Here is a 24,531-nt window from a genome sequence, read left to right as displayed (position 1 = left end):
GCTTGTTCGTCAGAATTACCTGCCCCGGTGTGTCCGAGGCTGCCGAGCACACGACCAGTCGGCCGATCTCCACGCCCGTGACGTAGGCCAGTACGAATTGGTCGCGGTTGCGGTGCTGGTAGGCGCCCGGGATCTGCACGGGCAGTCTGCTCTGGGTGTCCGCCGCGAGCGTTCCGCCCGACCGCTGGAACGAGCCGAGGCGCAGGGAGGCGACACCGGACCGCACCTCCAGCACCGACGACGTGGTCCATGTCCAGGAGCCCAGCGGCTGGTCGACGATGATGTCGCCGCTCGCCGAGTACAGCACCGCCCAGCTCGTCCCGTTCCAGGTGCGCACGGTCCCGGTGTCCATCTCCACGCACACCTCGCCCAAGCGAGGTTGCGGGTTGCGGGTGGTGGACGTGCAGGGCCGTACTCGGCTGCCCGCATACAGCTCGGCCCGGGTCACCGTCACCGACGCCGCCCCGTTGAGGATCGTGACGTTGGCGAGGGGGATCTCGTAGACGCCGGTGTCTCCGGTCTGCTGGGTCAGCGACGGCAGCAGGACGGTGCCGGGGATCACCTTGGCCCGCACGTTCCATGTGGACCTGTCGAGCTGCAACACGACACGGTCCCTGCGTGTGGTGCCGGTGCTGTTGGCGCCTACGGGGAGGGTGACGGTCGAGGTGCCTGACGTCCAGGCATGCCCGCGTACCGAGGCCTCAACACCAAGCCTGATATTCACTGTCAGGCCGGTTCCGGCGGACACGACCGCCGTGTCGGACGGGTCCCCGTAGACACCGTCGTCACTGAACCGCGCGGCGATCTTCTCGTACTCAACGTCTGTCACGGCTCGGCTGTTGTGTGCTGGTGAGGGCCAGGAGTCCTGGGCCACGGCTGCCTCCTATCGGCGTGTCTCGAGCCGGCCGAGCCGACGGTTCAGGGTGCGGACCAGCTGCACGATGCGGGGGTCGCGGGTGGCGTCCTGGCTGCCGATGACGGAGGACACCTGCTCGCCCTCATCAGGCGAGGCGGCCAGGTGGATGGAGCGCACGATGTCGGTGAGCTGTAGTCCGTGCGGCAGGGCGACGGCGACCTTGTCGCCGAGGCCGTAGTCCCGGCCTGCCTTTAGGTCAGCGGTGTCGACGGTGGTGACCGCCAGCTCCACGGGGCTTGCGCCCTCGGCGATCTCGGAGGCGCCGGCCGCGGTCAGTTCACCGCCGGTGTTGTCGGCGGCTCCGCCGTCGATGTACTTCTCCACCCGCCACCAGCTGCTGGCGGCTGTCGCGTCGGCGACCTCGAGGAAGGCGCGGACCGTCGAGCCTTCGGTCTCGGTGCCGGCGACCAGGGAGTGCGTGACGGTGGGTGCCGTCTGCTTGTAGGAGACCGAGCGCAGGTTGCCGAGACCGGCGCTGAACCGTGCGGTGGCGGACTTGTCGGCGGGGGTGTAGCAGCCGAACTTGATCTGATTGCCGTCCTGCCGGGTGCGGAAGCCGATGCCTCCGCCGGTCGCGGCCGCAGTGCGGCACACGTCCAGGACGGGCTCGAATCTGGTCTTCACCGCGGTGTTCGTCCCCGCACTGGCCACGGTGTCGAGGACCAGGCTGGGGATGCGGCGGGCGGTGATCGCGCCGGGCCCGGCGTTCTCGTTGACGAGGCTCCGAATGATCGCCTCCGCGTTGGTGGCGGTGAAGGTCCGCCACGTGCTGCCGTGTTGCCCGGCCCAGGTGAGGGCGGGCTCGGGCCAGGTGATGTGCCCGGCGATGGTGGCCAGGTCGTCGGAGAAGGCGACGTCGACCAGGCCTACGCCCGGCTCGTCGAGGGACCAGCGGTAGTTGGTCGGCTCCTCCATCGGCCCGGCTGTCCAGATCGCCCCGTCGCGGATGACGACCAGGCGGTTGCCGGGCACGAGCTGGTTCATGACGTAGGGGTGGGCGGGCAGGGTCACGGTCCCCGCGGCGGGGGCGTTGAAATTCAGCGTGGCGTCGAGGTCGGTCCAGCCGGTGAGCGGGTCGCCCTGGATGACGAGGTTCTTGTTGGTGACGAGCAGAGTGATGGTCATGGCTCACGCCGTCTCGTGGCGCAGGTAGTAGACGAGGTCCACGGCCGAGCCGGGGCCGGACCCAGACAAGGCGAAGGTGACGTCGTTCGGTCCTGGCCGCAGCCCCCACAGGCTGGCGGCCGGCCAGTTGATTCCGCCGATCCAGTTGTCCCCGTTCTGGAATCGGACGCTTGGCGGGTCGGTGCTGATGATGACCTGCTCGCCCGCCAGCAGATTGCCGTGCCCGACCGCGGGTGCCGATGGGTTGAGGGTGAAGGCCTCGCCGGTGTCGGTTTGCGTGAACGTGATTGACGAGGCGGGGCCGGTGATGACCCAGGTCGGCCAGACCGTGGTGTCGCCGCCGATGTCCACGGTCGTGGCACCGAGGACTTGGCTCGAGGACACCGACGGGTAGGGGATGAAGAACGATGACAGGGCGCCGGTCTCGCGGTGCAGCTGCTGCGGGGTGGGGTCCGTCCAGTACGGGTCCTCGCACCACAGTTGGATGATGGCGCTGTCGCTGTCCCGGTAGTAGCCCTGCTTGGCCTGTCCCTCGAACCCGTCGAGGTAATACACCTCGATCTGCCGGCGGGTGCCGTCCGGGCGGGCGATCTCCAGCACGCCCGGCGTCCGGCTGCCGTCCGGGTTCTCCCGCAGGGTACGGGTGAACGCGGTGGCCAGCGCCCGCCACCGCTCGAGGAACTCGACGTGCGTCGCGCCCTGGACGAACAGCGGCCACACGATGGTGCGCGGCTGCGGCTGAGCGTGACGCAGCCGGGCGCCGCCGCGGGGATGCGGATCGCTGGTCAGGTCGTACGACACCGCCCCCAGACCCGACACGCCCTCAGCGAGGGTCCACCATCCGGCGTCCCAGTCGGTGAGTGGCCACACCGTCCCCGTGGGGTCGGTGTAGCGAGCGGTGGCGTAGCCGATCTCCGGCAGTGGAATCGGGGTACCGCCGGGTGGCTCTCCGGTGCTCGGCGGTGCGACATACGGGGCTGTGATCAGCGGCATCTAGCGCGGCCTCCCCACCCTGGCTCGGGCCTCCTGGACACGCTGGACGCGCTCGAGGTCGGCCACCGTGAAGTCCGCGGTCCGCGCGTTGATCTCGTACGTCACCGAGCCGCCCTGGCCAGCCGCGACACCGACAGCGGCGGCGCCCTCGAGGACCCGCAGCTGGTTGGGTGTCAGCACCGGCTCGGGGCTGCTGAAGCCGTTGAAGTTCCAGCCCGGTTGCAGCCAGCCGCCCTCGTCGTACTTGCCGGGCTGGAAGCCGTACCAGTCGGTGAAGAGCCTGTCGCGGTAGCCGCGGGCGCCCTTGCCGATGACGACGCCATCGCCGCCGCGCGACTCAACATTGACGCCGCCGATCGTCCCAGCGGTGTGACCCACCCCCGAGTTGGTGATCCCGATCCTGTACGCGGAGTCGCCGTGAAGGACCCAGCCAGGCGGCGCCGTCTTCCCGTGGAAAGATCCGGTAGCCCAGCGTCGGTGAGGCTTCTGACCTCGGATCACGGACTCGATCGCGCTGACCAGACCCGAGCAGTCCCAGCTCGGGCTTCCGTTGCCGCCCCACTGGTACGGCAACCCGTCCTGAGTACGCGCCCACTTCAAGCCGGCCTGGATCCGCGGCCCGCCGACGCCGCCCGCACCCTTCTTGTCCGCCTTCTCGGAGTAGCCGAAGAGCGCGTCGAGAATCCGGTCAGGGATGCGGCGGATCATCTTCCCGATCGACGTGTCCATCCCGGGGAAGGACTTCAGCAGCGGGTCGACGACCGCGTTGACGCCGGCGCGCGCCGACGCCTCGAGCGTGTCGCCCAACCAGGCGGCCCCCTCCTTCACCTTGTTCCACACCGCAGACCCGGCGCCCGCCACCGTGGAAGCGGCATCGCCGATCCACCCGAAAATCCCGCCGTCCGCAAACGCCTGGTGCGGGTAGATCCCGCCGCTGGCGTAGCGCAGCGAGCGGTCCACGCCGGTGCGAGGGTTCCCACCGAGGACAGGGGCGAGGGCCTCGCGCACCCGCGCCGCGCCACCGGAGCGGGCCAGGTAGTTCATGCCGTTGACGAACTTGCTGCCGACCGCCCTCGTGAACTCGGGACGGAAGATCGACTCACCGCCGGACAGGTCGAGGGCGCCGCCCGTCGGGCTGACGAAACGGTGGACGTCCCGCCCCGGGGTGTAGCCGGGCAGAACGTTGTTCCATACACCACCGCGCGCGAATCCCTTGGGGTGGAACTCCTTCAGCTCCGGCGCACCGAACGCCGAGGCGATCTTGTTCCAGACCGCGACGATGCCGTGGTTGTACACCGTGTTGATCACGAAGGAGACGGGCTTCTTCGCGATGCCCTCGAGCTTGTCCCACGCGATCTTGATCGCCTTGCGGGCGGCGTCGAACGCGCCGGACACCCTGCCGACTGCCGTCTTCAGGGTCTCGAAGACGGGCCGGATGCCCTTGTCGTAGGCGCCTGCCACGATCCCGACGATCGCGTCCCAGACCGGCTTGATCACCTTGTCTCGGGCGTTGCGCATCGCCGTGCCGATACCGGCGACCCCGTCCCGGATGAACCGGAAGATGGGCCGGATGCCCTGCTCCCACGCGACCCGGATCGCCTCTTGGATCGCCCGCCAGACGGGCTGGATCACCTTGTCGTTGAGCCACCGGAAGGCTGGCCCGAGGTGGACTGTGACCCAGGTGACCAGGCCTGCGATGGCGGTGGCGATCGCGGCCACCCAGCCGACCGCCGTGGAGATGGCGGTCGCGAACCCGCCGATCAGGAAGGTGGCGAGCTGTAGCAGCGGCGGCAGCAGCCAGGACAGGACGTTGACCGCGAGGGTCACGACCAGGCCCACGAGCTCGGCCAGCGGTGGGATGATCGGTAGCAGTGCGAGGGCCAGGGTGACCCCGGCCTGCACCAGTTGCAGGATCGACGGCAGCAGCTGGACCAGGATGCCGCCCGCCATTTGCAGGACCATGCCGAGCAGCTCGCCGACCACCGGCAGCAGCGGCCCGAACGCGGTGGCCAGCGTGAGGAACGCCGTGGTCAGCGGCGGCAGGACCTGTGCGAGTGTTCCCGCCAGCAGGCCGACGAAGTCCCCCAGGATCGGAGCGATGTCAGCGATGATCGGCGCGAGTTGCTGAGCGAGGGAGGCCGCGACCTCGGCGAGCGGCTGCACGATCGCCAGCAGCGCGCTCGAGATCGCCACGAACGCATCGGCCACTGTCGGCAGGGCCGGGACCAGGGCGTCGAGAACGGTGGTGACCAGCTGCACGCCGACGGGGATGAGCGGCGCCAGGCCCTCGACGAGGGTGACCGCCGCGTCGGCGACACCGGTGAACGCCGGCAGCATGGTGAGCAGCGCTCCGCCCACCGCCTCGAGCGCCTCGCCGATGACCGGCAGCAGCGGCTCCAGCGCGGCGAACACCGTCTGGACCAGTTGCATGCCGACCTCGAGCAGCGGCATCACGATGGCCATGAGCTGGCCGAGGGCCACGGCGAGGACGTTCGCGACGAGCCCGGCGACCTCGCCGAGCAGCGTCACCAGCGGGGCGAGCATCGGCTCCAGGGCCTGGAAGACCTGGGTCACCACGCCGGCCAGGACCTGCAGAACAGGGGTGAGGACCTGGACCACGAGGGTCAGCGGCCCGACCAGCACGTCGACCAAGCTGCGGACGACGGCGACGATCGGCGTCAACGCCGGGGCCAGGGCCGTGATGACGGTGGAGATCAGCGACGCGATGGGCTGGAGGAGCGGCATCACGGCCTGGACCAGCTGCACGATCGCCGTGCCCACCGTGACGAGGACCGGGCCAAGTGCCTGCACGATCGGTAGCAGCGCCGCCCCGAGCACGGAGGCCAGCTGCTGCAATACCGGGCCGAGCACAGTGGCGATCTGCGCGATCGGCTGGGCGATTGCGGCGAGCAGCGGCACGACGGTCTGCACGACCGACCCGATGACCGGGACGATCGCTGTGACGATCTGCGCGATCGAGGAGAACAGGGCGCGCATCTGCGCCTGCATCTCGTCGCCGCCGAGGACGGTGCGCAGCTCTCCGAAGACGGTGCCGAGCACGCCGAGGATCTCGCCACCGGAGTCGGCAGCCGCTTTGAAGATCTGGTTGACGGTGCCGAGGACGTTGGCCAGCAGCGTTCCGAAGGAACTAAGGATGCTGAAGGCGGAGTTGATGGACTGCTCGAGCGTCCCGGAGGACAGGCCCTTGGCGATGCCGTCGGTGAAGTGGGTGACGGCGCCGGCGAACTGCTGGAGCAGCCCGTTGAAGGCGGGCTGCGCGGCCACGGACAGCTGGCCGAGCATGGTCAGGAACTGACCGGGCACTTCCTTGATCGCGGACAGGTTGGCGGTCGCCCCGGAGAGGACCTTGTCCAGCAGCCCGGACTTCGCCATCTCGGTGATCGCGCCGGCCGAACTCTTGGCGATCTCGTTCCAGACGCCGGCGGTCGCGGTGAGCTGCCGCTGCAGGACCGGGATCGTGGCCCGGCCCAGCTCGGTGACGGTCGCGTCCAGGCCCTCGAACAGCCGCTGCTGGACGCCGAGTTTCATCTGCCGCCAGGCAGGGGCCAGCCCTTGCACCGCACCCACGAACGACCTCGCGTTGGGGGCGAGCTTGGCCATGGCCTTGTCGAAGGCCGAGGCCTGCCCGGCAGCCGCGGCTTGCGCATCGGCCACCGCCGCCGCGGCGTCCGCGACGGCACGCTGCGCGTCCTCGATCTGCCGCTGCCCCTCGGCACGCGCCTGGTCGACACCGGCCTGCGCCTCGGCCAGCGAGCGCTCCTTGTCGGCGACGCTGCGGCTCGCGCTGGCGATCCGTTCCTTGGCCGCGACGACCTGATCCGAGCCCTCGACGCCCGCCTTGTTCGCCTTGGCGGTGTCGACCTCGAGGCGCTGGGTCTCGCGGCGCTGCTCCTGGAGGTTGAGCTTGGCCCGCTCGTAGCGGATCTCGAGGTCTTCCAGATCCTTGGGGTTCGTGCCGGGCTTGGCCTGCGCCTCCTTGAGCTTCAGCTCGGCGTCCTCGAGCTGTCGGACGGCCTCGCGCTCGTCGAGCCGGGACTCGGCGAGCTGGGTGTTCATGTCCTCGAGGGCGCGCGCCGCCTCGCGGCGGGCGTCGTTCAGCTCGCCCTGGATCTGGTGTGCTTCGCGCTGCGCGTCGGCCAGGTCGCGCTCGGCGTCGGCGACTTGCTCCTGGGCGTCCTTCACCCGTTGCGCGGCCTGGACCCGGGCGTCGGCCAGGGCCCGCTGGGCATTGGCCAGTCCGCGCTGTGCGGCCTCGGCTGCCTTGGTCGCGGAGGCCGCGGCCGAGGCCTGCGTGGAGCTGTCGGCGAACGCAGCCTTGAAGGCCTCGCCCACACCGGACAGGCCGAGCTTGAGCGCGCCAGCCGCAGCCCCGGCGGTGGTCAGCGCCGGGGCGAGTACGGCTGCGCTCGCCGCGACGCCCGACAGGTTCGCGCTGACGGCGACACCGGCCAGGACACCGACGCCCTTGAGGCCGGCGCTGAAGGCCCGGCCGAAGGCGCTGGCCCCTGAGCGTCCCGCGTTGGAGGCGCGGGAGTTGACCGACCTGGACCAGTCGCCCTCGAACTCGGGCCTGATGCTGACGTATCCACGCCCAACGAGCACACCTCCGGCAGCCACCGCCCACCCCCCTGGTCAGTGGTTGGCGGCGCGGCCTCCGAAGACCTTCGCCAGCTCGGCTGCGCCACTGCCGTGACGCCCGCCGAAACGGATCACCTTGGAGCTGCGGCGCTGCTCGACACCGGGCCGCTTGATCGGCTCGGGCGGCTTCATGCGCCGGGTCTTCTTCGGGTCGCCGTGCAGCTTGATCTGCACGTAGGTGTTCTCCCGGAGGGCGTCCACGATCGACGCGGACAGCTGCCGGTCCGGCGTCCAGTAGTCCTCTTCAGGGGTGGAGCCGCGCACGGACCGTGCCGTGGCCGATTCCCACGGCACGTGCTTGATGAAGATCTTCAACTCGCGCCAGGACATCTCGCCCCGGTACAGCTCAGCCAGCGACCGGCCGGGCCAGTACCGGGGGATGTCCCACTCGACGGCCTCGCCGTGCTCTCTCAGGAAGCGCGCGAGGCCTTGGATTCCCCCGGCGCCAGGCCGTTGCGCTTCTGCCAGTCCTCGGCGATGACCTCGAGGTCTCCGAGCGTGTAGCCGGCGTCTACCATCTCCCGGACCTTGTCGTCGCCGAGGCACTCGACCATGACGCCGTAGCCGTTCTCCAGCGACCCGATGCGTTCTTGGAGGTCCATGGGCAGGGACTTGATCGGCGGCATCGTGAACGCCACGCCGAACAGCAGGTAGTTGGTGGGCTTGGGCAGCGCGTCACGGCGCTGCTGGGCGATCAGGTCGAGCTCGACTACTTCCGTGCCGACGTTCTTCTTTGCGCTGGTTGTGCTCACCTGGGGTTCTCCTCAACAGGGTGCGGGTGTCAGCGGGTTGAAGCCCCCCGGCAGGCGCGACCCGCATCGCACGTCTGCCGGGGGAGTCGGTCCGGTCAGGCGGCGAGCGCCCAGGCCGGGTCGTTGGACAGCCACGTGGCCAGCTCCGGCGCCGAGGAGGCGTAGGCGGAGACGGTCATCTCGAGGCCGACGGGGTTGGAGCGGCCGAGGCTGATCGCGCCGCGGTCGGTGATCTCGCCGCGGGGGATGACGAGGCGGTTGACGATGTCGCCGTCGAACCACTCCAGGCCGATGGCCCGCTCGTCGGGGCTGGGCGCGGCCGGGATGTCGAGCCGGAAGACGGTGCCGGGGGTGACCTCGGTGATCGTCGAGCTGGGGAAATAGCTGGTGATCGTGGCCGACTTCAGCTCGAGGGCGGTGAAGCCCAGCGTCATGTCGACGCTGGTCAGGACACGTCGCACCGGGGAGAGAGACTGCCAGGCGTTGATGTCCTCGACGTCCGTCGAGTACTCCATGCTCACGCCGTCGTCGGACAGGTAGCCGAGGTCGACCCACGCCGCGCCCCACGCGGCGGTGAGGTCGGCCGGGCCGGTCGTGCCCACAGGGGCAAGGAAAATGGAGCCGTTGAGCGCTACGCGCACGTTGTCTGCGTCGTTCGACACGGATGCCTCCAGGCATGCGAAGGACCCGCACGGCCGACGACCGACGGGTGCAGGTACGGGGCGGGGTGGGGGCGGGTTACGAAGCGGGCCGTGCGCGCAGACGCAGCTGCATCACCAGCACGTACCGGGGGATCGGGTCGGTCTCCGCGTCGGGCTGGAAGGGCAGCCAGATCAGGGAGACGTCCTCAGCGGAATAGATCTGCGTGCCGTCGACGGTGGTGCCTCGCGCCGCGGTCAGGTGCGCGCGGACGAGCTGGACCAGGTCGTGAGCCTGGCCCTTATCCGCGGCCAGGACGTCGATGTCAAGGGTGACGTCCTCGATGACGCCGCGCTGCACGGTGCCGCCGCCGCCCCGGGTGACGGACACGACGCCGGCCTTCACCGCGTCCTCGAGGCCGGGCGGCCACTCGGTACCGACGGTGACGCCCGCTTCGAGGGCCGTCCGTAGGACGGTGACCCCGACGAGCTCGGCATCCGGGAAGACGAAGGACGGCGTACTCATCGCTGTCGGCGGCGTTTCGGGGTCTCCTCCGTCGCCGGTTCCTCGGCCGGGAGGTCCTGTGCCGGCGGCTCCGCCTCCTCCAGCGCGGCCTCCGGCTCAGGCTCGGGGTCGGGGGTGTCGCCGGCGGGGGCGATGCGGCCGTCACGCTTCAGCGCCCGCAGCTCGTCATCGGTGACGTCGAGCTCGGTGCCGGGCGGGCGGCCATCGTGCCAGTGGGCAAGGGTGACGCGTGGCATCAGCTGGTACTCCTCAAGGCGTCGAGGCCGCGCCCGAGCGGCCGGTACTTGGGGCTGTAGCCGCCCTGGGGGCGGGCGCGGGCGGACCGGTAGCGGCCCCGGCTGTCACGGGCCCGGTCGTCATGGCGGCCGGTGCCGAACTCGACCTGCAACGACCAGGGCGCCGCGGCCCCGAACTCGGCCCGCCAGCCGTTGGAGTTGAGGTGCGCGGCAGAGTAGATCTGGTCCTTGTACTCCCCGTGCCGGGTAACACCGGGCTTGTACGTCGGCCCCGAGTACGAAGGGGCGAACCCGCGAGTGAGGGCGGCGCCTTGTTGTGCCTTGGCCAGCAGCATGGTGTGCATCTCCGCGCTGCTGGCGATCTCGTCGAAGAAGCGGCGGTTGGGGACGTAGCGGAAGGAGGTGCGGGCCATTCAGGTCACCTCTTTGAGCTGTGCCTCGATGTGCCGGATGTCGGCGGGGACCGGCCAGCGGCCGACCTTGCCCGTGACTTCCAGCACGCCCTCGATGCCGTCGACTTCGAGTCGGTCGGTCTCGCGCAGGTCGGGCATGGTGCCTGGCGCCGAGATGAGCAGCCAGCCGGTGACCGTGACCTGCTTGTCGTCGGTGTCCTCGCTGCTGCCGCCACTCGGCTGCACGTTGATCTGTGTGAGCGGGATCCGCTCGGCCTCCGGGCCGTAGTCCCTCTTCTTATTGCCGTATCGGTCCCCGGAACCAGCCGGCCGGATGATGACGCCGGACTGCCCGTACAGCACACTCACGACAGCCTCACCGACAGAGTGCTGCGCTTGAAGTCCCGCAGGATCGACCGGTGATCCGCGGTGAGTGATCCGGTGCCGAAGGTCTCCACGGTGTACGTCACGCTCACCGCTCCGGAGGCCTCCGACCTGATCCGGCGGGGGTTGGACATGGACGCGGCCGCCAGGTCCAGGACGATGCCGACGATCTCGTCTGGGATCTCCGCATATCCGTGGGAGTAGGTGACGCGGACCCGGTCCGCCCAGATCCCGATCGGGTGCCGGCGAGGCCAGCCCTGTAGCCGGGACGTCGGCCACGCTGCACCGCGGTGCAGTTCGGACCCGTACCGCAGGAAGTCCTGATCCACCACGGCCGAAATCTCCAGCCCGCTGGCGTCGACGAGCTCCACAACCGTCAGCGGGTTGTCCGCGTCGACCACGACCGGCCGTTGCGGCAACCGCAGCACCCGCTCACCGCCCATGATCGTGATGGTCTCCCCGGCGACGAAGCTGATCATCTGCCTGGTGTGCCGGCGAACCGCAGCCGACGCCAGCCTGAGGGCGAGCCGCGCGGGCCCGGGCGTCAGCGGATCGGACAGTTGCAGGTAATCCTTCAGCTCTTCCTCGCTGGCGAGCAGGGGAGGGGGCATGGTGCGCTCCCTCCGCTACGCGTCCGTGATCTTCGCGAGCTGAGTGACGAGCGTCGACCGCGGCTTGTCCTTCGCCTGCTCCAGAGCCAAGGCCTCGGCAGCCCGATCGGCGTCGCCGTCGACCCAGTCGAGGACATCGGCCACGGACCCGTCGACGTCCAGCTCGGTGGCCCCAGGTGGTACCTCCGGCTGCTTCTGCTCCTCCGTGTCGTCGCCGCGCACCTGCTGGGCAAGGGTGCGGGCGTCGTCGTCATCGGGGTCGACGGCAGCGCCGGTGCGCAGCATGTGTGCGGCAGTGTCGCCCTTGATCGTCTGTCCGACGGTGAAGTCCTCGGGCTGGCTGTTGATGTAGGCCTTGAAGGCCTCCCGTACGACCACGCGCATCGCCGGTGTTCCTTTCTGCTCGGCCGCCGGCCCGCCCCGGGCTGGGGGCGGGCCGTGCGCGTGATCAGGCGTGCTCGAGGACGACGGCCCGCTTGTACAGGGCGGCGTCGCCGGAGGTGGCGTCGGTGGGGACACCGAAGTCACCGACCCAGCTCCAGGTCTGCGAAAGGATCTGCTGGAGGCGGTCCTGCGGCGGTCGCGTGATGTAGGCGACCTGGACGCCGTTGGCGGGGCCGATCATCTGGATCGAGGGGACGTCGGAGACGTCGGACTCGCGCAGCAGGTCACCCATGCCTTCGAAGGGTGCAGAGACGAGGGCCTCGGCCCCGAAGACGATCGGGCGGTGCACGGGAACAGCGCCGGTGGAGCCGGCGTCGATGGTGGGCAGCTCGTTGTTGCGGACCCAGTCGATGCCGCCGAACCGGCCGATGGACAGGTCCTGGTAGACGGGGCTGTCGACGCGGCCGGTGAGGGCCTGCTTGAAGTCGGCGTCGTCGAACAGCTGGGTCTCGGTGTCCGGGTCGATGTGGGCGGTGTAGAACCCGTTGGTCGTCGGCACGTTCTGCCGGCGCAGTCGGGCGACGGCCGCTCGGAACATCTTGAAGGTCGCGACGTTCGAGGTGCCGAGGTCGTAGGCGGTGTCCAGGGTGTTGGACGGGCGGATGGACACCGGGGCGTTCGTGGCGACGACGGCCTCGCCGATGACGTCGGCCCGAGCGGTGCCCAGGGTCAGGGTGCTGGTGCCGGTGTTGACGCCGGTGACGGTGTTGGGGGTTCCGTCGATCGTCACGCTCAGCGGGTTCGCGCCGGAGACCGGGGTGGGCTTGCCGTTGACGAGGACGGTCTCGAAGCCCTTCACGCTCTTGACGATCACGGAGGTGTCGGAGCTGCCCGCCGTCGTCACCCAGGTCCGGCCGCCGGCGTAGGCGTTATAGAGCTTGTCGCGGGCGATCCGGTTCAGGGACTGCCCCGCGGAGATCGCGAGCTTCTGCGCGTCCTCCAGGAACTTGCTCGCCAGCGTCATGCGGGACTGCAACATGTTGGTGTCCAGGGTGATGCCGTACTGGTCCATGGTCACCGAGTACTGCTCGACGCTGTACGTCTGCGGGGACGGGTCGGTCCCGGCCAGCGGCGTCGTGGTCGGGGTGAGCAGCCCGGTCCGAGTGAACGTCCCGGTGTCGCCAATCCCGGCGGACCAGGGCCGCGGGCTGGCGATCGAGGGGAAGAGGAACTCGGGCATGAGTGCCTCTTCGAAGGCCCGGTAGAGCAGGCCGTTCTGCATGATCTCCCGGACCGAGGCCGGGAGCTGGGAACGGATGTCGTGCCGGGCCAGGTTGAACCAGGCCCCGCGCGTGGGGAGCGTCGCGAGCGACATGAGCTACTCCTCTTGGATGTCGATGGACACGAGGTCCGGGTGCTTACGCGCGACCTGCTCGAGGCCGAGCAGCGCGGTTTGGGTGATGGCACTGACCGCCGCGCAGACCCGCCCGCCCTCGAGGTGGCCCTCGTGACCCTCGACCTCCAGGCGCGTGGACCCGTCCGAGAGCCGTGCAGTGATACGGATCACCGGCGTGGGGTCACGCCGTACTGGGCGAGTGCCGACTCGAAGTCGCCCCTGGACGCCTTGCGATAGTCCGCCGGCGGACCGTCCGGGCGGGGGCCTTGGCCGGGGTCCGGGCGCGGTCCCTTCGGCGGGGGCGGCGCCGCCACCTGGCGGCGCAGGTGCGGCTTGCGCTCGAGCAGCGAGGCGAGGTCCGTGCGGATCTGTTCCGTGTCGATCTCGCCGGTGTCGCTGGCGTACGACGCCACGTCCAGGAACGCGATCGCATCGTCCGCGTCGGCGAAGTCGGCTGCGGCCGCACGTACTTCCGCCGTGACCGCCCGCTTCGTGGCAGCCTCCGCGCGAGCCGTTGCGCGCTGCGCGGCGTCCTGCGCCTTCTCCAGTTCGGACTTGTCGCGGTCCTGGTAGTCCTGCACCTGCCGCTCGAGGTCCTCGGCGCGCTTCCTGGCGGCCGCTGCCTCCTTCTTCGCCGCGGCCCGTTCCGCCTTCATGGCGTCCAGAGCCTTCTTCCCGGCATCGCCGAGCTGGCCGGCGCCCTCCGGGTCGGCAGGGTCAGGGTCCGTCGGCGGGTCGGCGGGTGGGTCCGCCGGATCGGCCGGTGGGTCCGCAGGCGGGTCTGCCGGCGGAGCCGGGTCGGGGTCGTCGTGACGAGTCAGCTGAAACCAGTTGCCTGCGCTGTGCGCAGCGGGCAGCCAGCTCCTACGGGTGTTCTGCATGGTGGGGTGTCTCCCATTGCGGGGATCGAGGCTCCGGCGTTGCGCCGGGCCAGCGGGTTGGGCGGCTACGTGATGTAGCCGTAGCGGCGTAGTAGCCGCAGCTCTTCGTCGCGGTCATCCGCGATGCGGAAGATCTCCTCGGGCATGAGCCGGGGAGTCTGGGTCGAGCGGTAGTACCGCATCGACGTGGCCTGGCCGTAGCGCTGCCCGGCGAAGCGGGCTGTGCGGTCGCCGGCCTGGGCTCTGCTGCGGCCGTACGCGCTGCGCCGGGTGGCGCCTTCGTGGGTGACTTGAAGGGTGCGGCCGTACAGGTGGACGGTGTCCATGCCCCGGCGGGCGTTGACGACCTGGCCGAGGTCGGCGCCGGCACGGATGGCGCGGGCGCCGTCGACACCGAACGCGCGCTGCTGCTGCTCCTTGTCGAGCTGGGCGAACAACTGCTCCGGGGTGAAGACGCCGGGCCACTCGTGCTCGCGCAGCGGCAGGGTCTGGCAGTCGCAGTTCGGGTGCCGCAGGAAGCCCTCGCTGCGGGTGTACATCTGACCGGAGAGGATGATGCAGCGGGCGCAGGCCGGGAGCCGTACGACGCGGACGTATGCCACGCACTGGGGGTGCACGGCCATGGCTGCCTGGTCGGCGGTGCGGGCGGCGTCCGCGATGGCGGTGGAGGTGTACATCGTCATGTCCACCAGTCCGCCGATCATCGCCTCCTCCGGCGAGTACCCGGCGGCCAGGCGGCGACGTACGCCGATGGCCGGCACGTACAAGAGCGACTCCAGCGGGCCGCCGCCGGGCGCGAGCCCCGTGAAGGCCGACGGGATCAGCTGCGGCAGCAGTGCGGCCCGGGCCAGCGACAGCCCGCCCTGCGCGGCCATCTGCGCGGCGATGTACGCCTGTGCGGCCTGGGCGACGCTGAGCTGCCCGGCCACCGCCGCGGCGGCGATCTGCGCCCCGACCTCGCCGAGCAGTGCGGCCTCCACCGACTGCGCCGTGAGCTGGGCCCACACTGCCTGGATCTGCTGGACGATCGCCCGGATGGTGGCCGCGACGTGGTCGTAGTGAGCGGCCGCCAGTTCTGGGGGAGTTGGCGGCTGCCCGGCCCGTCGTCCTCGGCGATCCGGTGCTGGCTCAGGCGGCGTTGCCACTGCCCGCCTCCGGCGGCTCCTGGTCCTCCGGCTGCTCCGAGCCCGGTTTCGTTCCGAACAGCGGGGTCACGTCCCCGGCGGCCAGGCGCTGCACCATCTGCTGTGCGGCCCGCTCGTCCTCCTCCTCCATACGTGTGATCTGCGCCTGGCTGTAGCCGAGGTCCTCGCGGGTCTGCCTCAGCGGCACGATCTTTGCCTGGAACTTCTTCACCGCGGCGTCGGCGGCCTGCGCCACCGTCGGCGTCGATGCGTCCCGCCAGATCGTCTCCAGCGCCCGGGCGTCGTCGGACCATTCGCCGTCCCGCACCCGGAGGACCAGCCGCATGACGCGCTCCCATGTTCCGCCCCACGCCCGCTGCTTGCGCTCGGCTCGCTTGATGAGCCGCGCCTCCGAGCTGCGGATGGCGTCCGCCGAGGCGGGGTTGGCGGTGCTTTGCCCGAGGAAGTGCGGCGGCATACCGGTCAGGCTCGCGACCAACTGCGCAAGCTGGGAGATCGTGGAGTGGAAGTTCTTCAGATCCGCCTCGGGGAACTGCTTGACGTCCGCGCCCTCTTGCGTCGTCCTCGACGTCGCCCACATCCGGCCGATGATCCGGGAGAAGGCGCTGAGCTTGTTGCCCTGCTCGTCGACGAAGTCCTCCTCACCGAAGCCGAACGCCACCCGGCGCGGGGTGGCGTGGTACTCCGCGGACACCATCATGTCGGTGGCGATCTTGCACGCGGCGTCGGACAGCGGGATGACATCGGCCAGCTCGCTCACGCCGTTGCGGTACTTCAACCGCGGCCGGTTCGCGAGGACCTCCACCGGCACCTCGCCCATGCCGTGGTCGTCGCGCGGAAAGTCCGAGTCCTCCACCCAGGCACCGTCCCGCTTCACCCACCAGATGGTCACGTCCGGCAGGTACAGCGTGGCGTGCTCGACCTCGTCCTTCCCCTGGCCCTCGCACCACCGCTTCACCGCGGCCGCGATTTTCCGGGTCCGGGGGTCGTGCTCGGCGTACATGTCGAGGGCCGACTCCACCGTCACCAGCGGCGTCGTCTCGTCCGCTTCGTTCGACCCGACCACCACGTAGGCCCGCTTCATCGTGAGCGCGTCCAAGTGGCCCTGCTGAGACTGCTCGTCGAGGTCGTTGGCCTGCCAGATCCGCCACAGCTCCTCGTCGGCCTCCGCGTGCCCCGGGAGACGGAAGCCCTCGACGTCCAGGCGCTCCTCGATGGCATCGACCACCAGCCGCGGCCAGTTGATGACGACCTGGCGCACCGTCTCCTCGAGCTCCCGCTGGAGCTCGGGCGCCATGTACGACAGCGGCTGCGTGCCCTCGTAGTAGGAGTCCAGCCGCTTCAGCTCGGCCTTCTCCTTGTCGTGGCATGCAATCAGGTGCTCCAGCCACTGCAGCTCGGTGCGCTCCACGGCTCACCTCGCTCTCACCGTCGCATGACGATCATTCGGGAACTGTTCTTCGGCTTGTTCATGCCGGCGGCGATCGCGTCGCGGTGCGCCTCCCACGACAGGCAGCCCGCCATCGCGCCGTCCATCGACAGCGGTGACTGGTGCCGCTCTTTCTCGATCACCCACAGCGGCTTGCCCTGCTCGTCGAGCATCTTCAGCTGCTTCTTACGGGCGTTGGCAACGTGCCGGGCGTACACCTCGTGACCGGAGTGCGTCAGCGCCCCGGTCTTCATCGCCCCCTCATAGGCGCGCAGCGAGTAGGCCATGGCCTTGAGCCGGTTGGTCCACCACTTCGTGATGCGCTTCTCGCCCCACCGGCCCTGCCATGTGGTGATCAGGCCCTCCCAGTACGGGGGGTCCGCATAGGCGCGGACCACGTCCCAGGTGTCGAAGGCCTCCACCATCGCGGCGTCGACCTCGTCGGCCGGGCACTCCCACTGCTGGTCCGGGTCGTCGCCCTCGTTGGCTCCGGGGGGCGCCTCCCAGATCCCCAGCGGCCACTGGAAGCCGGTCGCCAGGTGAGTCGCGATCAGCGCCGTGGCGTCGCGGAACTGGGCGCCGTCGAAACCGATCGTGATCCGCTCGCCCGTCTCTGGCAGCGGCTGGTCGGGCCGGGCGAGGTCCGCCCACCGAGTGACCGAGAAAGCCTGCCGTCCTGCCTGTACCCGGCGGTTGAGCCAGACCCGCTCCCAGTAGGCGCGGTCGGTGTCCGGCGCGTTGTACAGCGCGACGATCGCGTCGACCTGGCCCTCGAAGTCCGGCCACGCCGCGATCGACGGCCCTGACGCCTCACGGACGGCGGCTCGGATCGTGTCCTCGTCGGACAGATCCTCGTCCGGCCGGGGGTCCGCCTGCCGGTGGAAGAAGAACAGCGTCCGGTCCCGGCTCTTGCCCGAGTCGACCAGCTCGGCGAACTCGTGCGTGCCTTGCGCCACGCTGCCCTCGCCGGGCGTGTACGTCGTGGTCGTCTCCAGCGACCACGGATCGAACAGCATGATCTTCGGGATGTTCGCCAGCATCGTCTGGTGAGCCTCACGGTGGCGGGGCAGCGTGAACCGGTGCGTCTCATCGAAGTGCTGGAACGTCGTACGGGCACCGTCACGAGCGTCCGGCGACGACGCGAGCGGAACTGCCCGCCCCAGCCCGTCCCACCGCATGATGCGGTCAAGGCCCGGGTCGAACAGGTCGCCGTCCGGCCCCTCCGTCACCATCACGTACAACGCGGCGTAGGCCAGCTCCTCCGTCTGCTCCTCGGTGTACGCGACCATCGGGATGTACGGGTCCGACACCGGCACACCGACCGGCTCACCGTCCGCGTCGAACCCATCGCACCGGACCGGCCCCTCGGGGTGCAGCTCGGCGAACGCCACCGCCGCGGCGAGCTCGGTCTTGGCCGTGCCCTTGCGCACCGACAGCCCGACCCGCTTGAAGCGGCGCTTCCCGGCACGCGGATGTCCCTGCGGGTACACCTCGTACCAGCGGTAGATCAGTGCCCGCTTCTCCGGATCCAGAACGTACGGTCGGCCGCGCAGCGCGCCCGGACCATGGATCGCCCGCTCCTCGAGCAGGTCGCACACCTGAGGGCCCAGCGTCGGCCACGGCTCGTCATCCGGCCGCGGGACCATCAGGACACCCATGGCCTACTCCACCACGTGCAGAGCAGCCCGCGGATCGTCCGGCCTCGGCCGCCGCCGAGCAGCCGCCCGCTTCCGAGCCTGCGGCGACGACGGAGCCTCCTCCGGGTCAGCGATCTTCCACCGCAGCCGCAGCATCGCCAGCGGTGTTAGCCCCAGGCGGTCGGCCAGCTGCCGCGCCTCTTTGGCCGCGTCCAGGTCGCCGGCCTCCGCGCGGCTCTTCCACCGCACGTACTGCGCGACCTCGCGTGTCCACGACAGCTGCTGCCACATCACGGCCTGCGGCGTAGCCCACAGTTGCTTCCACAGCTCACCCTCGATCTGCTGCTGCGCCTCGAGCTGCTTGGTCAGGATGAGCGCGGCCTCACGCGCGGTGTCGGCCTTCTTCTCGGCCGCGACCTTCGCGCGGCCCTTGAGGTTCGGTTCGAGGAGTGCGAGCTCGAGCTCGTCCGCCTTACGCAGTGCGAGGTCACGGCGCGCGGTCAGTACGACGTCGTCGAGCAGCGGCCACTTCGGCGGGCGGCCCTTCCGCCCGGTTGAGGGCAGCGGAGTCATCGCGACGGTGGCGTTGCGCCGGCGCCGTGCTCCTTCTGGCTTGGGGGCTGGTCCCATCCCTCCCATTGGGCATCTCTCCTGGTGAGCGCCGTTGCGGCGCGTCGGTGCCCGGCCGTTGCGGCAGGGCGGGTGGGTGCGGGTGGTGCCGGCGGTTGACGTATCGGGCGGGGGTTCCCAGACCCGTACAGGTTGGAATCGCCCTCCCCCGCGGTCTCCTGTGCGCGCGCCCGCGCGGGCGCGCCCCCACCCGGGCGCGCGCGAGCAGCCGAAATGATCTCGAATTTGCGTCGTGATCATCGTGCTGAAGATCGCCGCGAAGTGCGCGCCAAGCGAACGCAGTTGACGTCGAGCGAGCTGCAGCGATCCGCGTTGCGCGGTTGCTGTGGGCTCGTGCCGACGTGATCGTCCTGCGTGGTCTGCGGGCTCGGCGCACTGTGCGCGTCGCCGTCCTCGGCGTCAGACCTGCTCGGCTGCCCAGCCTCCGGGCTGGTGCCGTGCGGTCTCGGCTGAGTGGCATGGACCGCACAGGCCGCGGCCGTGGCGTGGGTCGTCGGGGTCCTGGCCGGCGGCGGCCAGCTCGCGTCGGCTGAGCGGGTGGTGGTCGGCGTGCTTGCTGGGTGCGCCGCAGGGCTGGCCGTGTCCGTGCTGCTGCTCGGTGCACACGCACTCGGGGTCGCGGGCGAGGACGGCGGCGCGGAAGGTGGTGCGGTGGCGTGCGCCGTAGCCGCGTTGGGTGCTGGTGCCGCGTCGGCGCTCGGCCTCGGACTGGCAGCCTGCGCAGCGTCCGCCGTGGGTGTACTCGGGGCAGCCTGGCGTGGAGCAGATGGACATTGCTCGTCTGCCCATGGTGATCACCTGCCCTGGGTTACGGTGCCCCGGTCTGGGGCCGGGGGGTGCCAGCAGTGACAGGGGGGTGTTTCTCATGGGTAGCGGGTGCCGTGACTGCCGTACGTGCACGATGAGTTGGATCGCACGACAGGGCCGTCACACGCTGTACCTGATCTCGCTGGCCTGGCTGATCAAGCCGGTGTTCCTTAAGAACTGTCCGCAGTGCAAGCACATGATGGGCCGGCACCAGCGACGGCGGGATGGATCGTTCCAGGACTGAGCGGCTTACGGCGGTGGGATGGCGTCGGTGTCGGCGCGGTACTTGGCGAGGGCAGCGTGGACGGCCTCCTCGGTGCGGTCGGCTGAGTCCCAGTACTCGACGGCCTGCCACAGGTCGGCGAGGCGAGACACGCGGACGGCTACTCGGGTCTGCCACTGGCGGAAGAGGACGAGGAGTTCCTCGGTCTCGCGTGCGGCGTCCTGGGCGTAGCCGAGGCCAGCGAGGCGTTCGGCCATGGCCTCCAGCTGGAACTGTTTCGACTGAACGTCCTCGAGGTCCTGGACCTCGTAGAGCCAGTCGAAGCTGCCGCCGCTCACGCGGTCCGTCCGTACTGGGCGCGGGCGTCCTCGATGCCGCGGCGGATTTGGTCTGCGAGGTCTGCGCTGCTGGAGTCGGCGTCGCCCTCGACACGGATGACCATGGTGGGGGCGGCGTAGGCGGAGGTGTCGTTGGCGGGGATCTCGATCGTGTCCTCGAAGCAGAGGACAGCTCGGGCGCCGGTGCGTTCAGCGAGGCTGCCGCTCAGCTCGAGGTTCTCGCAGAACGAGGTGAAGAGCGGTTCGTCGCGCGGGGCCTGGTCGATGACGAGGATGAACGGAGCGCGTTCGTCTTTGGTGCCTTCGGGGAGTTGGAGGATCTGGATGCGGGGCATGCGGGTTGCCTGCTCTCAGTCGTCGTCGGTGGATGGGGTATCGGTGAAGCCGCTGTTCTCGATGGACTGTGCGGCGGTGACCATGCCGAGACGGGTGATCCAGTCGAGGCCCTTGGAACGGGCGTTGGCGAGACTGACGGTGCCGTCTGCCTTGACGACCTTCAGAATCACGAAGGCGTCGGCTACGAGATCGCCTTCCTCGAGGTCGGCCTCGACGCCGAGACTGTCGATCAGCTGGCCGATCTTCTGCTCAGCCATCGGTGTCCTGTGGGTGAGCGCGGGTGAGGTGGTTGTCCACGACGCTGCGGTCGACAGCCAGGACCAGCTCGCCGGGGCCTGCGTTCGCGTCTTTGTCGAGGCGCAGGGACAGCTCGACGGGTTCGTGGCAGGCGGGGCACTCGACGGTGGTCTTGGCGAGTGCGGCCATCAGAGGCCGTATGCGGTGAGCTTGAGCTCGGCGTTGTCGACGTCGACCTGGAGCTGGTTGCCGTAGTCGCCGGTGGGGAACGGGCCGAAGCGGCGGGTGCTGGAGGTGGGAATGCTGACGGCGCGGGGGGTGACGGACTGGCCGTCGACGACGCCGGGGAAGCGGAAGGTGATCGTGCGGGCCACGGTAGAGCCGCTGTTGCGGACCTCGAGGAACATGCGCCCGTTGTTCGGGATTACGTGGTGGTTCGTGGCGTCGCCGTTGGTTTCGGTGCCGGGGGCGACGCCGGCGCGGGTGATTTGGGTGACGGGTACGGCGACACGTGGCATCGCGGCCTCCTCGGCGGTGGTGGGTCAGGGCGTCAGCTTGCGAGGCGTCGGACGGTAGCGGCGTTGCGGCGGGCGCGTCGTTCAGCGATGGCGATCTGCTGCTGGCTGTAGATGCGGCGGCCTTGCTCGTCGTGGCGGGGGTGGGTGAGGTGGCCGCGGTTTTCCCAGCTGTAGATGGTCTGGACGGCGCGGCCGGTGAAGGCGGCGGCTTCCTTGACGGTGAACCAGAGGTTGCCGTCGGCGTCCTCACGGCCGTGCTGGGCGGCGGGGAGGGGCATGTGATCACCCCCTGACATGCAAAAACCCCCGCGCTCGGCGGGGGTCTGTGTGGCGTGTGGGCACAGGTGTGCTGATGGCATCGGATTATGCAGTGCTGATCGTCAGCGTGTCCAGCGGTTCGATCTTTGTGGCGTCACGGAGATCAGCGGCTACTCGCCGGATGCCTCTACCGGACCGGTCCAGGTCCGCTCCGGGAGCGGGGCACCGTCTTGCCAACGTGCTTCGTCACGGAGGTGCCCACGGTGCGCGGCCTCGTCAGCGCCGGCTGCGCGCAGCGCGGATTCAATGACGAAGTGCCTTGCCCAGGCGTAGTCCTCAGTGGTCAGCGCGCTCGCTGACTCGGTCTCGGTGTAGCGGTGGCTGCCGTTCAGGTACCCATTGACGCGCGGGACAGTGAGCTCGAACCTCGACATCGCCTGGTAGTCGATACCGAGGCTGAGGGCGCGAAGTGCCTTCTGTACGGCATCTGTGATCTGGCTCAGTTTGTCGAGTCGTCCGTTTCGGGGCTCTTGGCCGTGTCCGATCGTGGGCTTGTCGGACCAGTACAGGTTGGGCCCGAACGAGAAGGGTCCGTGACCCCGGTATGTGTCTCCGACGTAGTGGGCGAGCAGCGCTTCGAAGGCGAGCGAGAGACCTGCGCACGCCATGGAGTAGTCGCCGACGTCGGCATGGGTCTGCGCGTCTCGGAGAAGCTGAGCGACCTTTGGCTGTGCCACCAGGTCGATCATGTCAACGGAGTCGAAGTCGACACCGAACACCTTCGGGGTGACGGTGCTGAAGAAGTCCACCAGAGCCTCGCGGGCCTGCTCGATCTGGTGGTCGGAGGGGAACGTCCCGTGGTGCTTCAGTGCGACGCGCACGTCGTTGAGGCGCTTCATCGCCGTCTTGCCAGGCAGTTCAATCTGCGGCTTGAGTGCTTCCCAGTAGCCGAGGAACTCGATGCCCTTCCTCAGTTCGACGCTGAGCTGCTCGGCTGTCAGGCCGATGAAGTTTTCCACGGCGTCGTGGAACGAGGTGATCGAGCGGGCGCTCAGAGGTGCTGGCTGGCGACTCTGCTCGATCCCCTCCTGGTAGAGGAACCGAACGTACGCGAGGCGCTGCACGGTGAGCGGCTTGAGTGCTGTGGTCACGGGGACTCCTGGGCTGCGGGTACCCAAGAGTCTGGTCGGTCCCGGATCCGGTTGCACCCGATATACGACGTCTTCTCGCGGGCCAGTTCTCAGGCTGCGTTGGTGTCGGTGAGTCGGGCGCGGGCGATGTCGGCGTAGCTGGGCGACTGCTCGATGCCCAGGAAGCTGCGGCCCTCGAGGAGTGCGGCCTCGCCGGTGGTGCCGGAGCCGGTGAAGGGGTCGAGGACCAGGCCGTCGGGCGGGGCGATCTGAACGAGCTGACGCATGACGGTGAGGGGCTTCTGGGTGATGTGCTGCCGTGCGGCGCCGCGGGGCTGGCTGCTGGACATGAAGCCGGGCAAGTAGACGGTGGGGGCGTGACGGTAGGGCTCGCCGCGGGTGCCCCAGAGGACGTACTCGCATTCGCGGCGGAAGCCGTCGCGGACGGGCCGGGAGATCGGCTTGTGCCAGGGGATGATGCCGCGCCAGATCCAGCCGGCCGACTGCAGGGCGTCAGAGGTGGCCGGGAGTTGGGCCCAGTCGGTAAACACCAGGCTCGAGGCGCCAGGTTGGGCGAGGCGGTAGGTCTCGGCGAGGACGAGGGTGAGCCAGTATGTGTAGCCGCGTTGGTCTCTGGTGTCGCCGTCGAAGTCGGGCAGCTGGTGCTGGGCGTCGCCGCTGACGTACTTGTCGCGTGCAGTCTGTGAGCGGCGCGCGTTGTTGGTGCGGCCGCCACTGTTGTAGGGCGGGTCACAGATGACGGCGTCGACGGGGGTGTCGAGGTTGCCCAGGACGGTGAGCGCGTCACCGGTGTGGAGCGTCCATTCGGACATGGGAGGGTGCCTTTCGCCGGGTTGCGTGCGCCGAGTGGCGAGCGAGTCGTGAGCTGCGGGCGTTCCCGGTCCTGGATTGGACCGGTGATCAAATGTCACTCGATCGTTTGTTCTAGCGAATAGGGTCGACGCTCAATTTCGTCACGGAATCATCACTCGGTGTACGTCACGTACTGCTCAGCCCTCACAATCACGCCCATGTCAGACACCACTGCGGCTCCAGGCTGGCGTCCCAGCCGCACTCAGAAGATCGTTGCTGTCCTCTTGCTCCTGCTCGTGTGGACGGTCGTCGCGAACACGTGGACAGAGAAGGGCTGCACATTGCCGCAGGGGTATCGCTTCGTCATCAGCCACGGCGGGAGTCCGGATCGGGATCAGGGCTGTGAGGACGAACCTGGCGGACCCCAGTACACCGACCGGTATTACGGCTGAGGCGGCCACGTGGACGCAGGAGATCTCGCTACGTGGGTCGGATCGTCTTTCGCGGCGGTGGCGGCCGGGGCGACGCTGTTGACGCTCAAGAGCCAGCGAGACCAGATCGACGAACAGCGCGCGTTCATCGGCGAGCAGTCGGCGACCCTCGCCCTCGAACGTGCCGAGTTGCGCGCTCTGGCAGAGGACAGGAAGTGGCACCAAGCCCGGCAGGTCTCGATGCAGTCTCGTCGGATCAGTGACGGTGGTGGTGGCTCGTACTGGTTGGTGCTGGTGGTGAACGGGAGCGATGCGCCTATCCGTGATCTCCATGTGCGGTTCGGCGATGCGTACTTGCCCACCGAGACGCACGAGGTCCGAGAAGTCGGCGTGGACTTCCTGCAGTCCAGGATCGGTGAGACTTGGACACATCCCCTGTACTCACTGGGGCCCGAACGGGCCGTGCGCTTCAGGTCGCAATCGTGGCAACCGCACGTCGCCCACAACAGCCGGCCCTCCCTGAAGTTCTCGGACGACAACGGGATCCGCTGGGGGCTCGACCATCACGGCACTCTTGCCGAAGCTTCCGAAGATCCGCAAACGTGAGATGCCCGGCCGCGACGGGGGATTGCGCGGCGGGGCCCGGATGCTGACGTCTTTACCTGGCTGCTTGCTGCTCGCTGCTCGGTGCGGCGGGCGCGCAGCG

General features: G+C 69.4%; 31 protein-coding genes. 2 read left to right on the top strand and 29 right to left on the bottom strand.

Annotated features, from left to right (window positions below):
- From ACH41F_RS22895 to ACH41F_RS22795, 21 genes are all read right to left on the bottom strand, one after another.
- Positions 1 to 829 (bottom strand): hypothetical protein (locus tag ACH41F_RS22895; protein WP_398837232.1); only part of this gene is annotated, 829 nt, incomplete at its 3' end.
- Positions 830 to 883: 54 nt separating this feature from the next.
- Positions 884 to 2,041 carry a siphovirus ReqiPepy6 Gp37-like family protein gene (locus tag ACH41F_RS22890; protein ID WP_398837231.1) on the bottom strand — a complete coding sequence of 386 codons (1,158 nt, stop codon included), beginning with the start codon at positions 2,039 to 2,041 and terminating at the stop codon, positions 884 to 886.
- A gap of 3 nt (positions 2,042 to 2,044) precedes the next feature.
- Positions 2,045 to 3,034 carry a phage tail protein gene (locus tag ACH41F_RS22885; RefSeq protein WP_398837229.1) on the bottom strand — a complete coding sequence of 330 codons (990 nt, stop codon included), beginning with the start codon at positions 3,032 to 3,034 and terminating at the stop codon, positions 2,045 to 2,047.
- Entirely contained in the window at positions 3,035 to 7,657 is a 4,623-nt protein-coding gene (locus ACH41F_RS22880) for a hypothetical protein (protein WP_398837227.1), read from the bottom strand. It abuts the gene before it with no gap.
- 30 nt (positions 7,658 to 7,687) lie between these two features.
- Positions 7,688 to 8,023, bottom strand: coding sequence for a hypothetical protein (locus ACH41F_RS22875; RefSeq protein WP_398837225.1), 336 nt, complete (start codon positions 8,021 to 8,023; stop codon positions 7,688 to 7,690).
- Positions 8,024 to 8,103: 80 nt separating this feature from the next.
- Positions 8,104 to 8,445 (bottom strand): hypothetical protein, encoded by a 342-nt coding sequence (locus ACH41F_RS22870; protein WP_398837223.1) that lies wholly within the window; start codon positions 8,443 to 8,445, stop codon positions 8,104 to 8,106.
- Positions 8,446 to 8,540: 95 nt separating this feature from the next.
- The gene (locus tag ACH41F_RS22865) at positions 8,541 to 9,107 is read right to left on the bottom strand and encodes a phage tail protein (RefSeq protein WP_398837222.1); all 567 of its coding nucleotides are present in this window, start codon (positions 9,105 to 9,107) and stop codon (positions 8,541 to 8,543) included.
- Between the two features lie 76 nt (positions 9,108 to 9,183).
- Positions 9,184 to 9,609, bottom strand: coding sequence for a hypothetical protein (locus ACH41F_RS22860; protein WP_398837220.1), 426 nt, complete (start codon positions 9,607 to 9,609; stop codon positions 9,184 to 9,186).
- A complete protein-coding gene (locus ACH41F_RS22855; RefSeq protein ID WP_398837218.1) occupies positions 9,606 to 9,845 on the bottom strand; it encodes a hypothetical protein in 240 nt (79 codons plus the stop codon). The genes ACH41F_RS22860 and ACH41F_RS22855 overlap by 4 nt, the downstream gene beginning before the upstream one ends.
- Positions 9,845 to 10,258 carry a hypothetical protein gene (locus tag ACH41F_RS22850; RefSeq protein ID WP_398837216.1) on the bottom strand — a complete coding sequence of 138 codons (414 nt, stop codon included), beginning with the start codon at positions 10,256 to 10,258 and terminating at the stop codon, positions 9,845 to 9,847. Before ACH41F_RS22850 ends, ACH41F_RS22855 begins: the two co-directional genes overlap by 1 nt.
- Positions 10,259 to 10,606 carry a hypothetical protein gene (locus ACH41F_RS22845; protein WP_398837215.1) on the bottom strand — a complete coding sequence of 116 codons (348 nt, stop codon included), beginning with the start codon at positions 10,604 to 10,606 and terminating at the stop codon, positions 10,259 to 10,261.
- Positions 10,603 to 11,232 (bottom strand): hypothetical protein, encoded by a 630-nt coding sequence (locus tag ACH41F_RS22840; RefSeq protein ID WP_398837213.1) that lies wholly within the window; start codon positions 11,230 to 11,232, stop codon positions 10,603 to 10,605. The genes ACH41F_RS22845 and ACH41F_RS22840 overlap by 4 nt, the downstream gene beginning before the upstream one ends.
- Positions 11,233 to 11,247: 15 nt before the next feature.
- Entirely contained in the window at positions 11,248 to 11,616 is a 369-nt protein-coding gene (locus tag ACH41F_RS22835) for a hypothetical protein (protein ID WP_398837211.1), read from the bottom strand.
- A 64-nt stretch (positions 11,617 to 11,680) separates the two neighbouring features.
- Positions 11,681 to 12,991 carry a hypothetical protein gene (locus tag ACH41F_RS22830; RefSeq protein WP_398837209.1) on the bottom strand — a complete coding sequence of 437 codons (1,311 nt, stop codon included), beginning with the start codon at positions 12,989 to 12,991 and terminating at the stop codon, positions 11,681 to 11,683.
- A 3-nt stretch (positions 12,992 to 12,994) separates the two neighbouring features.
- Positions 12,995 to 13,183, bottom strand: a complete 189-nt coding sequence (locus ACH41F_RS22825; protein WP_398837207.1) for a ribosomal-processing cysteine protease Prp — start codon at positions 13,181 to 13,183, stop codon at positions 12,995 to 12,997.
- On the bottom strand, positions 13,180 to 13,893 hold the full coding sequence (locus tag ACH41F_RS22820) for a hypothetical protein (protein WP_398837205.1): 714 nt from the start codon (positions 13,891 to 13,893) through the stop codon (positions 13,180 to 13,182). The genes ACH41F_RS22825 and ACH41F_RS22820 overlap by 4 nt, the downstream gene beginning before the upstream one ends.
- 65 nt (positions 13,894 to 13,958) lie before the next feature.
- Positions 13,959 to 15,038 carry a hypothetical protein gene (locus ACH41F_RS22815; protein WP_398837204.1) on the bottom strand — a complete coding sequence of 360 codons (1,080 nt, stop codon included), beginning with the start codon at positions 15,036 to 15,038 and terminating at the stop codon, positions 13,959 to 13,961.
- Positions 15,022 to 16,449 carry a phage portal protein gene (locus tag ACH41F_RS22810; protein WP_398837202.1) on the bottom strand — a complete coding sequence of 476 codons (1,428 nt, stop codon included), beginning with the start codon at positions 16,447 to 16,449 and terminating at the stop codon, positions 15,022 to 15,024. Before ACH41F_RS22810 ends, ACH41F_RS22815 begins: the two co-directional genes overlap by 17 nt.
- 14 nt (positions 16,450 to 16,463) lie before the next feature.
- Positions 16,464 to 18,125, bottom strand: coding sequence for a terminase (locus tag ACH41F_RS22805; protein ID WP_398837200.1), 1,662 nt, complete (start codon positions 18,123 to 18,125; stop codon positions 16,464 to 16,466).
- A gap of 3 nt (positions 18,126 to 18,128) precedes the next feature.
- Positions 18,129 to 18,734, bottom strand: coding sequence for a hypothetical protein (locus ACH41F_RS22800; protein ID WP_398837198.1), 606 nt, complete (start codon positions 18,732 to 18,734; stop codon positions 18,129 to 18,131).
- Positions 18,735 to 19,133: 399 nt separating this feature from the next.
- Positions 19,134 to 19,523, bottom strand: coding sequence for a holin (locus ACH41F_RS22795; RefSeq protein WP_398837196.1), 390 nt, complete (start codon positions 19,521 to 19,523; stop codon positions 19,134 to 19,136).
- A 112-nt stretch (positions 19,524 to 19,635) separates the two neighbouring features.
- On the opposite strand from ACH41F_RS22795, the gene ACH41F_RS22790 reads away from it, so the two are divergent.
- Positions 19,636 to 19,785 carry a hypothetical protein gene (locus ACH41F_RS22790; protein ID WP_398837195.1) on the top strand — a complete coding sequence of 50 codons (150 nt, stop codon included), beginning with the start codon at positions 19,636 to 19,638 and terminating at the stop codon, positions 19,783 to 19,785.
- Positions 19,786 to 19,790: 5 nt separating this feature from the next.
- Here the strand turns inward: ACH41F_RS22790 and ACH41F_RS22785 are convergent, their stop codons facing one another.
- From ACH41F_RS22785 to ACH41F_RS22750, 8 genes are all read right to left on the bottom strand, one after another.
- On the bottom strand, positions 19,791 to 20,102 hold the full coding sequence (locus ACH41F_RS22785) for a hypothetical protein (RefSeq protein WP_398837194.1): 312 nt from the start codon (positions 20,100 to 20,102) through the stop codon (positions 19,791 to 19,793).
- Positions 20,099 to 20,437: a hypothetical protein gene (locus ACH41F_RS22780; protein WP_398837193.1), complete on the bottom strand. Its 339-nt coding sequence runs from the start codon at positions 20,435 to 20,437 to the stop codon at positions 20,099 to 20,101. The genes ACH41F_RS22785 and ACH41F_RS22780 overlap by 4 nt, the downstream gene beginning before the upstream one ends.
- Positions 20,438 to 20,452: 15 nt before the next feature.
- Entirely contained in the window at positions 20,453 to 20,695 is a 243-nt protein-coding gene (locus tag ACH41F_RS22775; protein ID WP_398837191.1) for a hypothetical protein, read from the bottom strand.
- Positions 20,688 to 20,864, bottom strand: a complete 177-nt coding sequence (locus ACH41F_RS22770; protein ID WP_398837189.1) for a hypothetical protein — start codon at positions 20,862 to 20,864, stop codon at positions 20,688 to 20,690. Before ACH41F_RS22770 ends, ACH41F_RS22775 begins: the two co-directional genes overlap by 8 nt.
- Positions 20,864 to 21,193: a hypothetical protein gene (locus ACH41F_RS22765; protein ID WP_398837188.1), complete on the bottom strand. Its 330-nt coding sequence runs from the start codon at positions 21,191 to 21,193 to the stop codon at positions 20,864 to 20,866. Before ACH41F_RS22765 ends, ACH41F_RS22770 begins: the two co-directional genes overlap by 1 nt.
- A 32-nt stretch (positions 21,194 to 21,225) precedes the next feature.
- Entirely contained in the window at positions 21,226 to 21,471 is a 246-nt protein-coding gene (locus ACH41F_RS22760; RefSeq protein WP_398837186.1) for a MerR family DNA-binding transcriptional regulator, read from the bottom strand.
- 150 nt (positions 21,472 to 21,621) lie between these two features.
- Positions 21,622 to 22,602, bottom strand: coding sequence for a hypothetical protein (locus tag ACH41F_RS22755; protein WP_398837185.1), 981 nt, complete (start codon positions 22,600 to 22,602; stop codon positions 21,622 to 21,624).
- A gap of 89 nt (positions 22,603 to 22,691) precedes the next feature.
- The gene (locus tag ACH41F_RS22750; RefSeq protein ID WP_398837183.1) at positions 22,692 to 23,414 is read right to left on the bottom strand and encodes a DNA-methyltransferase; all 723 of its coding nucleotides are present in this window, start codon (positions 23,412 to 23,414) and stop codon (positions 22,692 to 22,694) included.
- A gap of 441 nt (positions 23,415 to 23,855) precedes the next feature.
- On the opposite strand from ACH41F_RS22750, the gene ACH41F_RS22745 reads away from it, so the two are divergent.
- Positions 23,856 to 24,431, top strand: coding sequence for a hypothetical protein (locus tag ACH41F_RS22745; protein ID WP_398837181.1), 576 nt, complete (start codon positions 23,856 to 23,858; stop codon positions 24,429 to 24,431).
- The last annotated feature ends 100 nt before the right edge of the window (positions 24,432 to 24,531 follow it).

Origin of the sequence: Streptomyces sp. NPDC020489 (assembly GCF_044386545.1) — a bacterium.
Taxonomy (GTDB): Bacteria; Actinomycetota; Actinomycetes; order Streptomycetales; family Streptomycetaceae; genus Streptomyces.
The sequence above is the reverse complement of the archived record's forward strand: the minus strand, read 5'-3'. Positions and strand labels throughout refer to the sequence as shown.

Excerpts from the sequence above, each read along its gene's own strand:
- ACH41F_RS22775 (WP_398837191.1), bottom strand. The coding sequence starts at position 20,695 with ATGGCTGAGCAGAAGATCGGCCAGCTGATCGACAGTCTCGGCGTCGAG.
- ACH41F_RS22855 (WP_398837218.1), bottom strand. The coding sequence starts at position 9,845 with ATGCCACGCGTCACCCTTGCCCACTGGCACGATGGCCGCCCGCCCGGC.
- ACH41F_RS22780 (WP_398837193.1), bottom strand. The coding sequence starts at position 20,437 with ATGCCCCGCATCCAGATCCTCCAACTCCCCGAAGGCACCAAAGACGAA.
- ACH41F_RS22885 (WP_398837229.1), bottom strand. The coding sequence starts at position 3,034 with ATGCCGCTGATCACAGCCCCGTATGTCGCACCGCCGAGCACCGGAGAG.
- ACH41F_RS22795 (WP_398837196.1), bottom strand. The coding sequence starts at position 19,523 with ATGGGCAGACGAGCAATGTCCATCTGCTCCACGCCAGGCTGCCCCGAG.
- ACH41F_RS22805 (WP_398837200.1), bottom strand. The coding sequence starts at position 18,125 with ATGGGTGTCCTGATGGTCCCGCGGCCGGATGACGAGCCGTGGCCGACG.
- ACH41F_RS22835 (WP_398837211.1), bottom strand. The coding sequence starts at position 11,616 with ATGCGCGTGGTCGTACGGGAGGCCTTCAAGGCCTACATCAACAGCCAG.
- ACH41F_RS22770 (WP_398837189.1), bottom strand. The coding sequence starts at position 20,864 with ATGGCCGCACTCGCCAAGACCACCGTCGAGTGCCCCGCCTGCCACGAA.
- ACH41F_RS22890 (WP_398837231.1), bottom strand. The coding sequence starts at position 2,041 with ATGACCATCACTCTGCTCGTCACCAACAAGAACCTCGTCATCCAGGGC.
- ACH41F_RS22850 (WP_398837216.1), bottom strand. The coding sequence starts at position 10,258 with ATGGCCCGCACCTCCTTCCGCTACGTCCCCAACCGCCGCTTCTTCGAC.
- ACH41F_RS22790 (WP_398837195.1), top strand. The coding sequence starts at position 19,636 with ATGAGTTGGATCGCACGACAGGGCCGTCACACGCTGTACCTGATCTCG.
- ACH41F_RS22760 (WP_398837186.1), bottom strand. The coding sequence starts at position 21,471 with ATGCCCCTCCCCGCCGCCCAGCACGGCCGTGAGGACGCCGACGGCAAC.
- ACH41F_RS22875 (WP_398837225.1), bottom strand. The coding sequence starts at position 8,023 with ATGTCCTGGCGCGAGTTGAAGATCTTCATCAAGCACGTGCCGTGGGAA.
- ACH41F_RS22820 (WP_398837205.1), bottom strand. The coding sequence starts at position 13,893 with ATGCAGAACACCCGTAGGAGCTGGCTGCCCGCTGCGCACAGCGCAGGC.
- ACH41F_RS22860 (WP_398837220.1), bottom strand. The coding sequence starts at position 9,609 with ATGAGTACGCCGTCCTTCGTCTTCCCGGATGCCGAGCTCGTCGGGGTC.
- ACH41F_RS22750 (WP_398837183.1), bottom strand. The coding sequence starts at position 23,414 with ATGTCCGAATGGACGCTCCACACCGGTGACGCGCTCACCGTCCTGGGC.
- ACH41F_RS22765 (WP_398837188.1), bottom strand. The coding sequence starts at position 21,193 with ATGCCACGTGTCGCCGTACCCGTCACCCAAATCACCCGCGCCGGCGTC.
- ACH41F_RS22800 (WP_398837198.1), bottom strand. The coding sequence starts at position 18,734 with ATGGGACCAGCCCCCAAGCCAGAAGGAGCACGGCGCCGGCGCAACGCC.
- ACH41F_RS22840 (WP_398837213.1), bottom strand. The coding sequence starts at position 11,232 with ATGCCCCCTCCCCTGCTCGCCAGCGAGGAAGAGCTGAAGGATTACCTG.
- ACH41F_RS22830 (WP_398837209.1), bottom strand. The coding sequence starts at position 12,991 with ATGTCGCTCGCGACGCTCCCCACGCGCGGGGCCTGGTTCAACCTGGCC.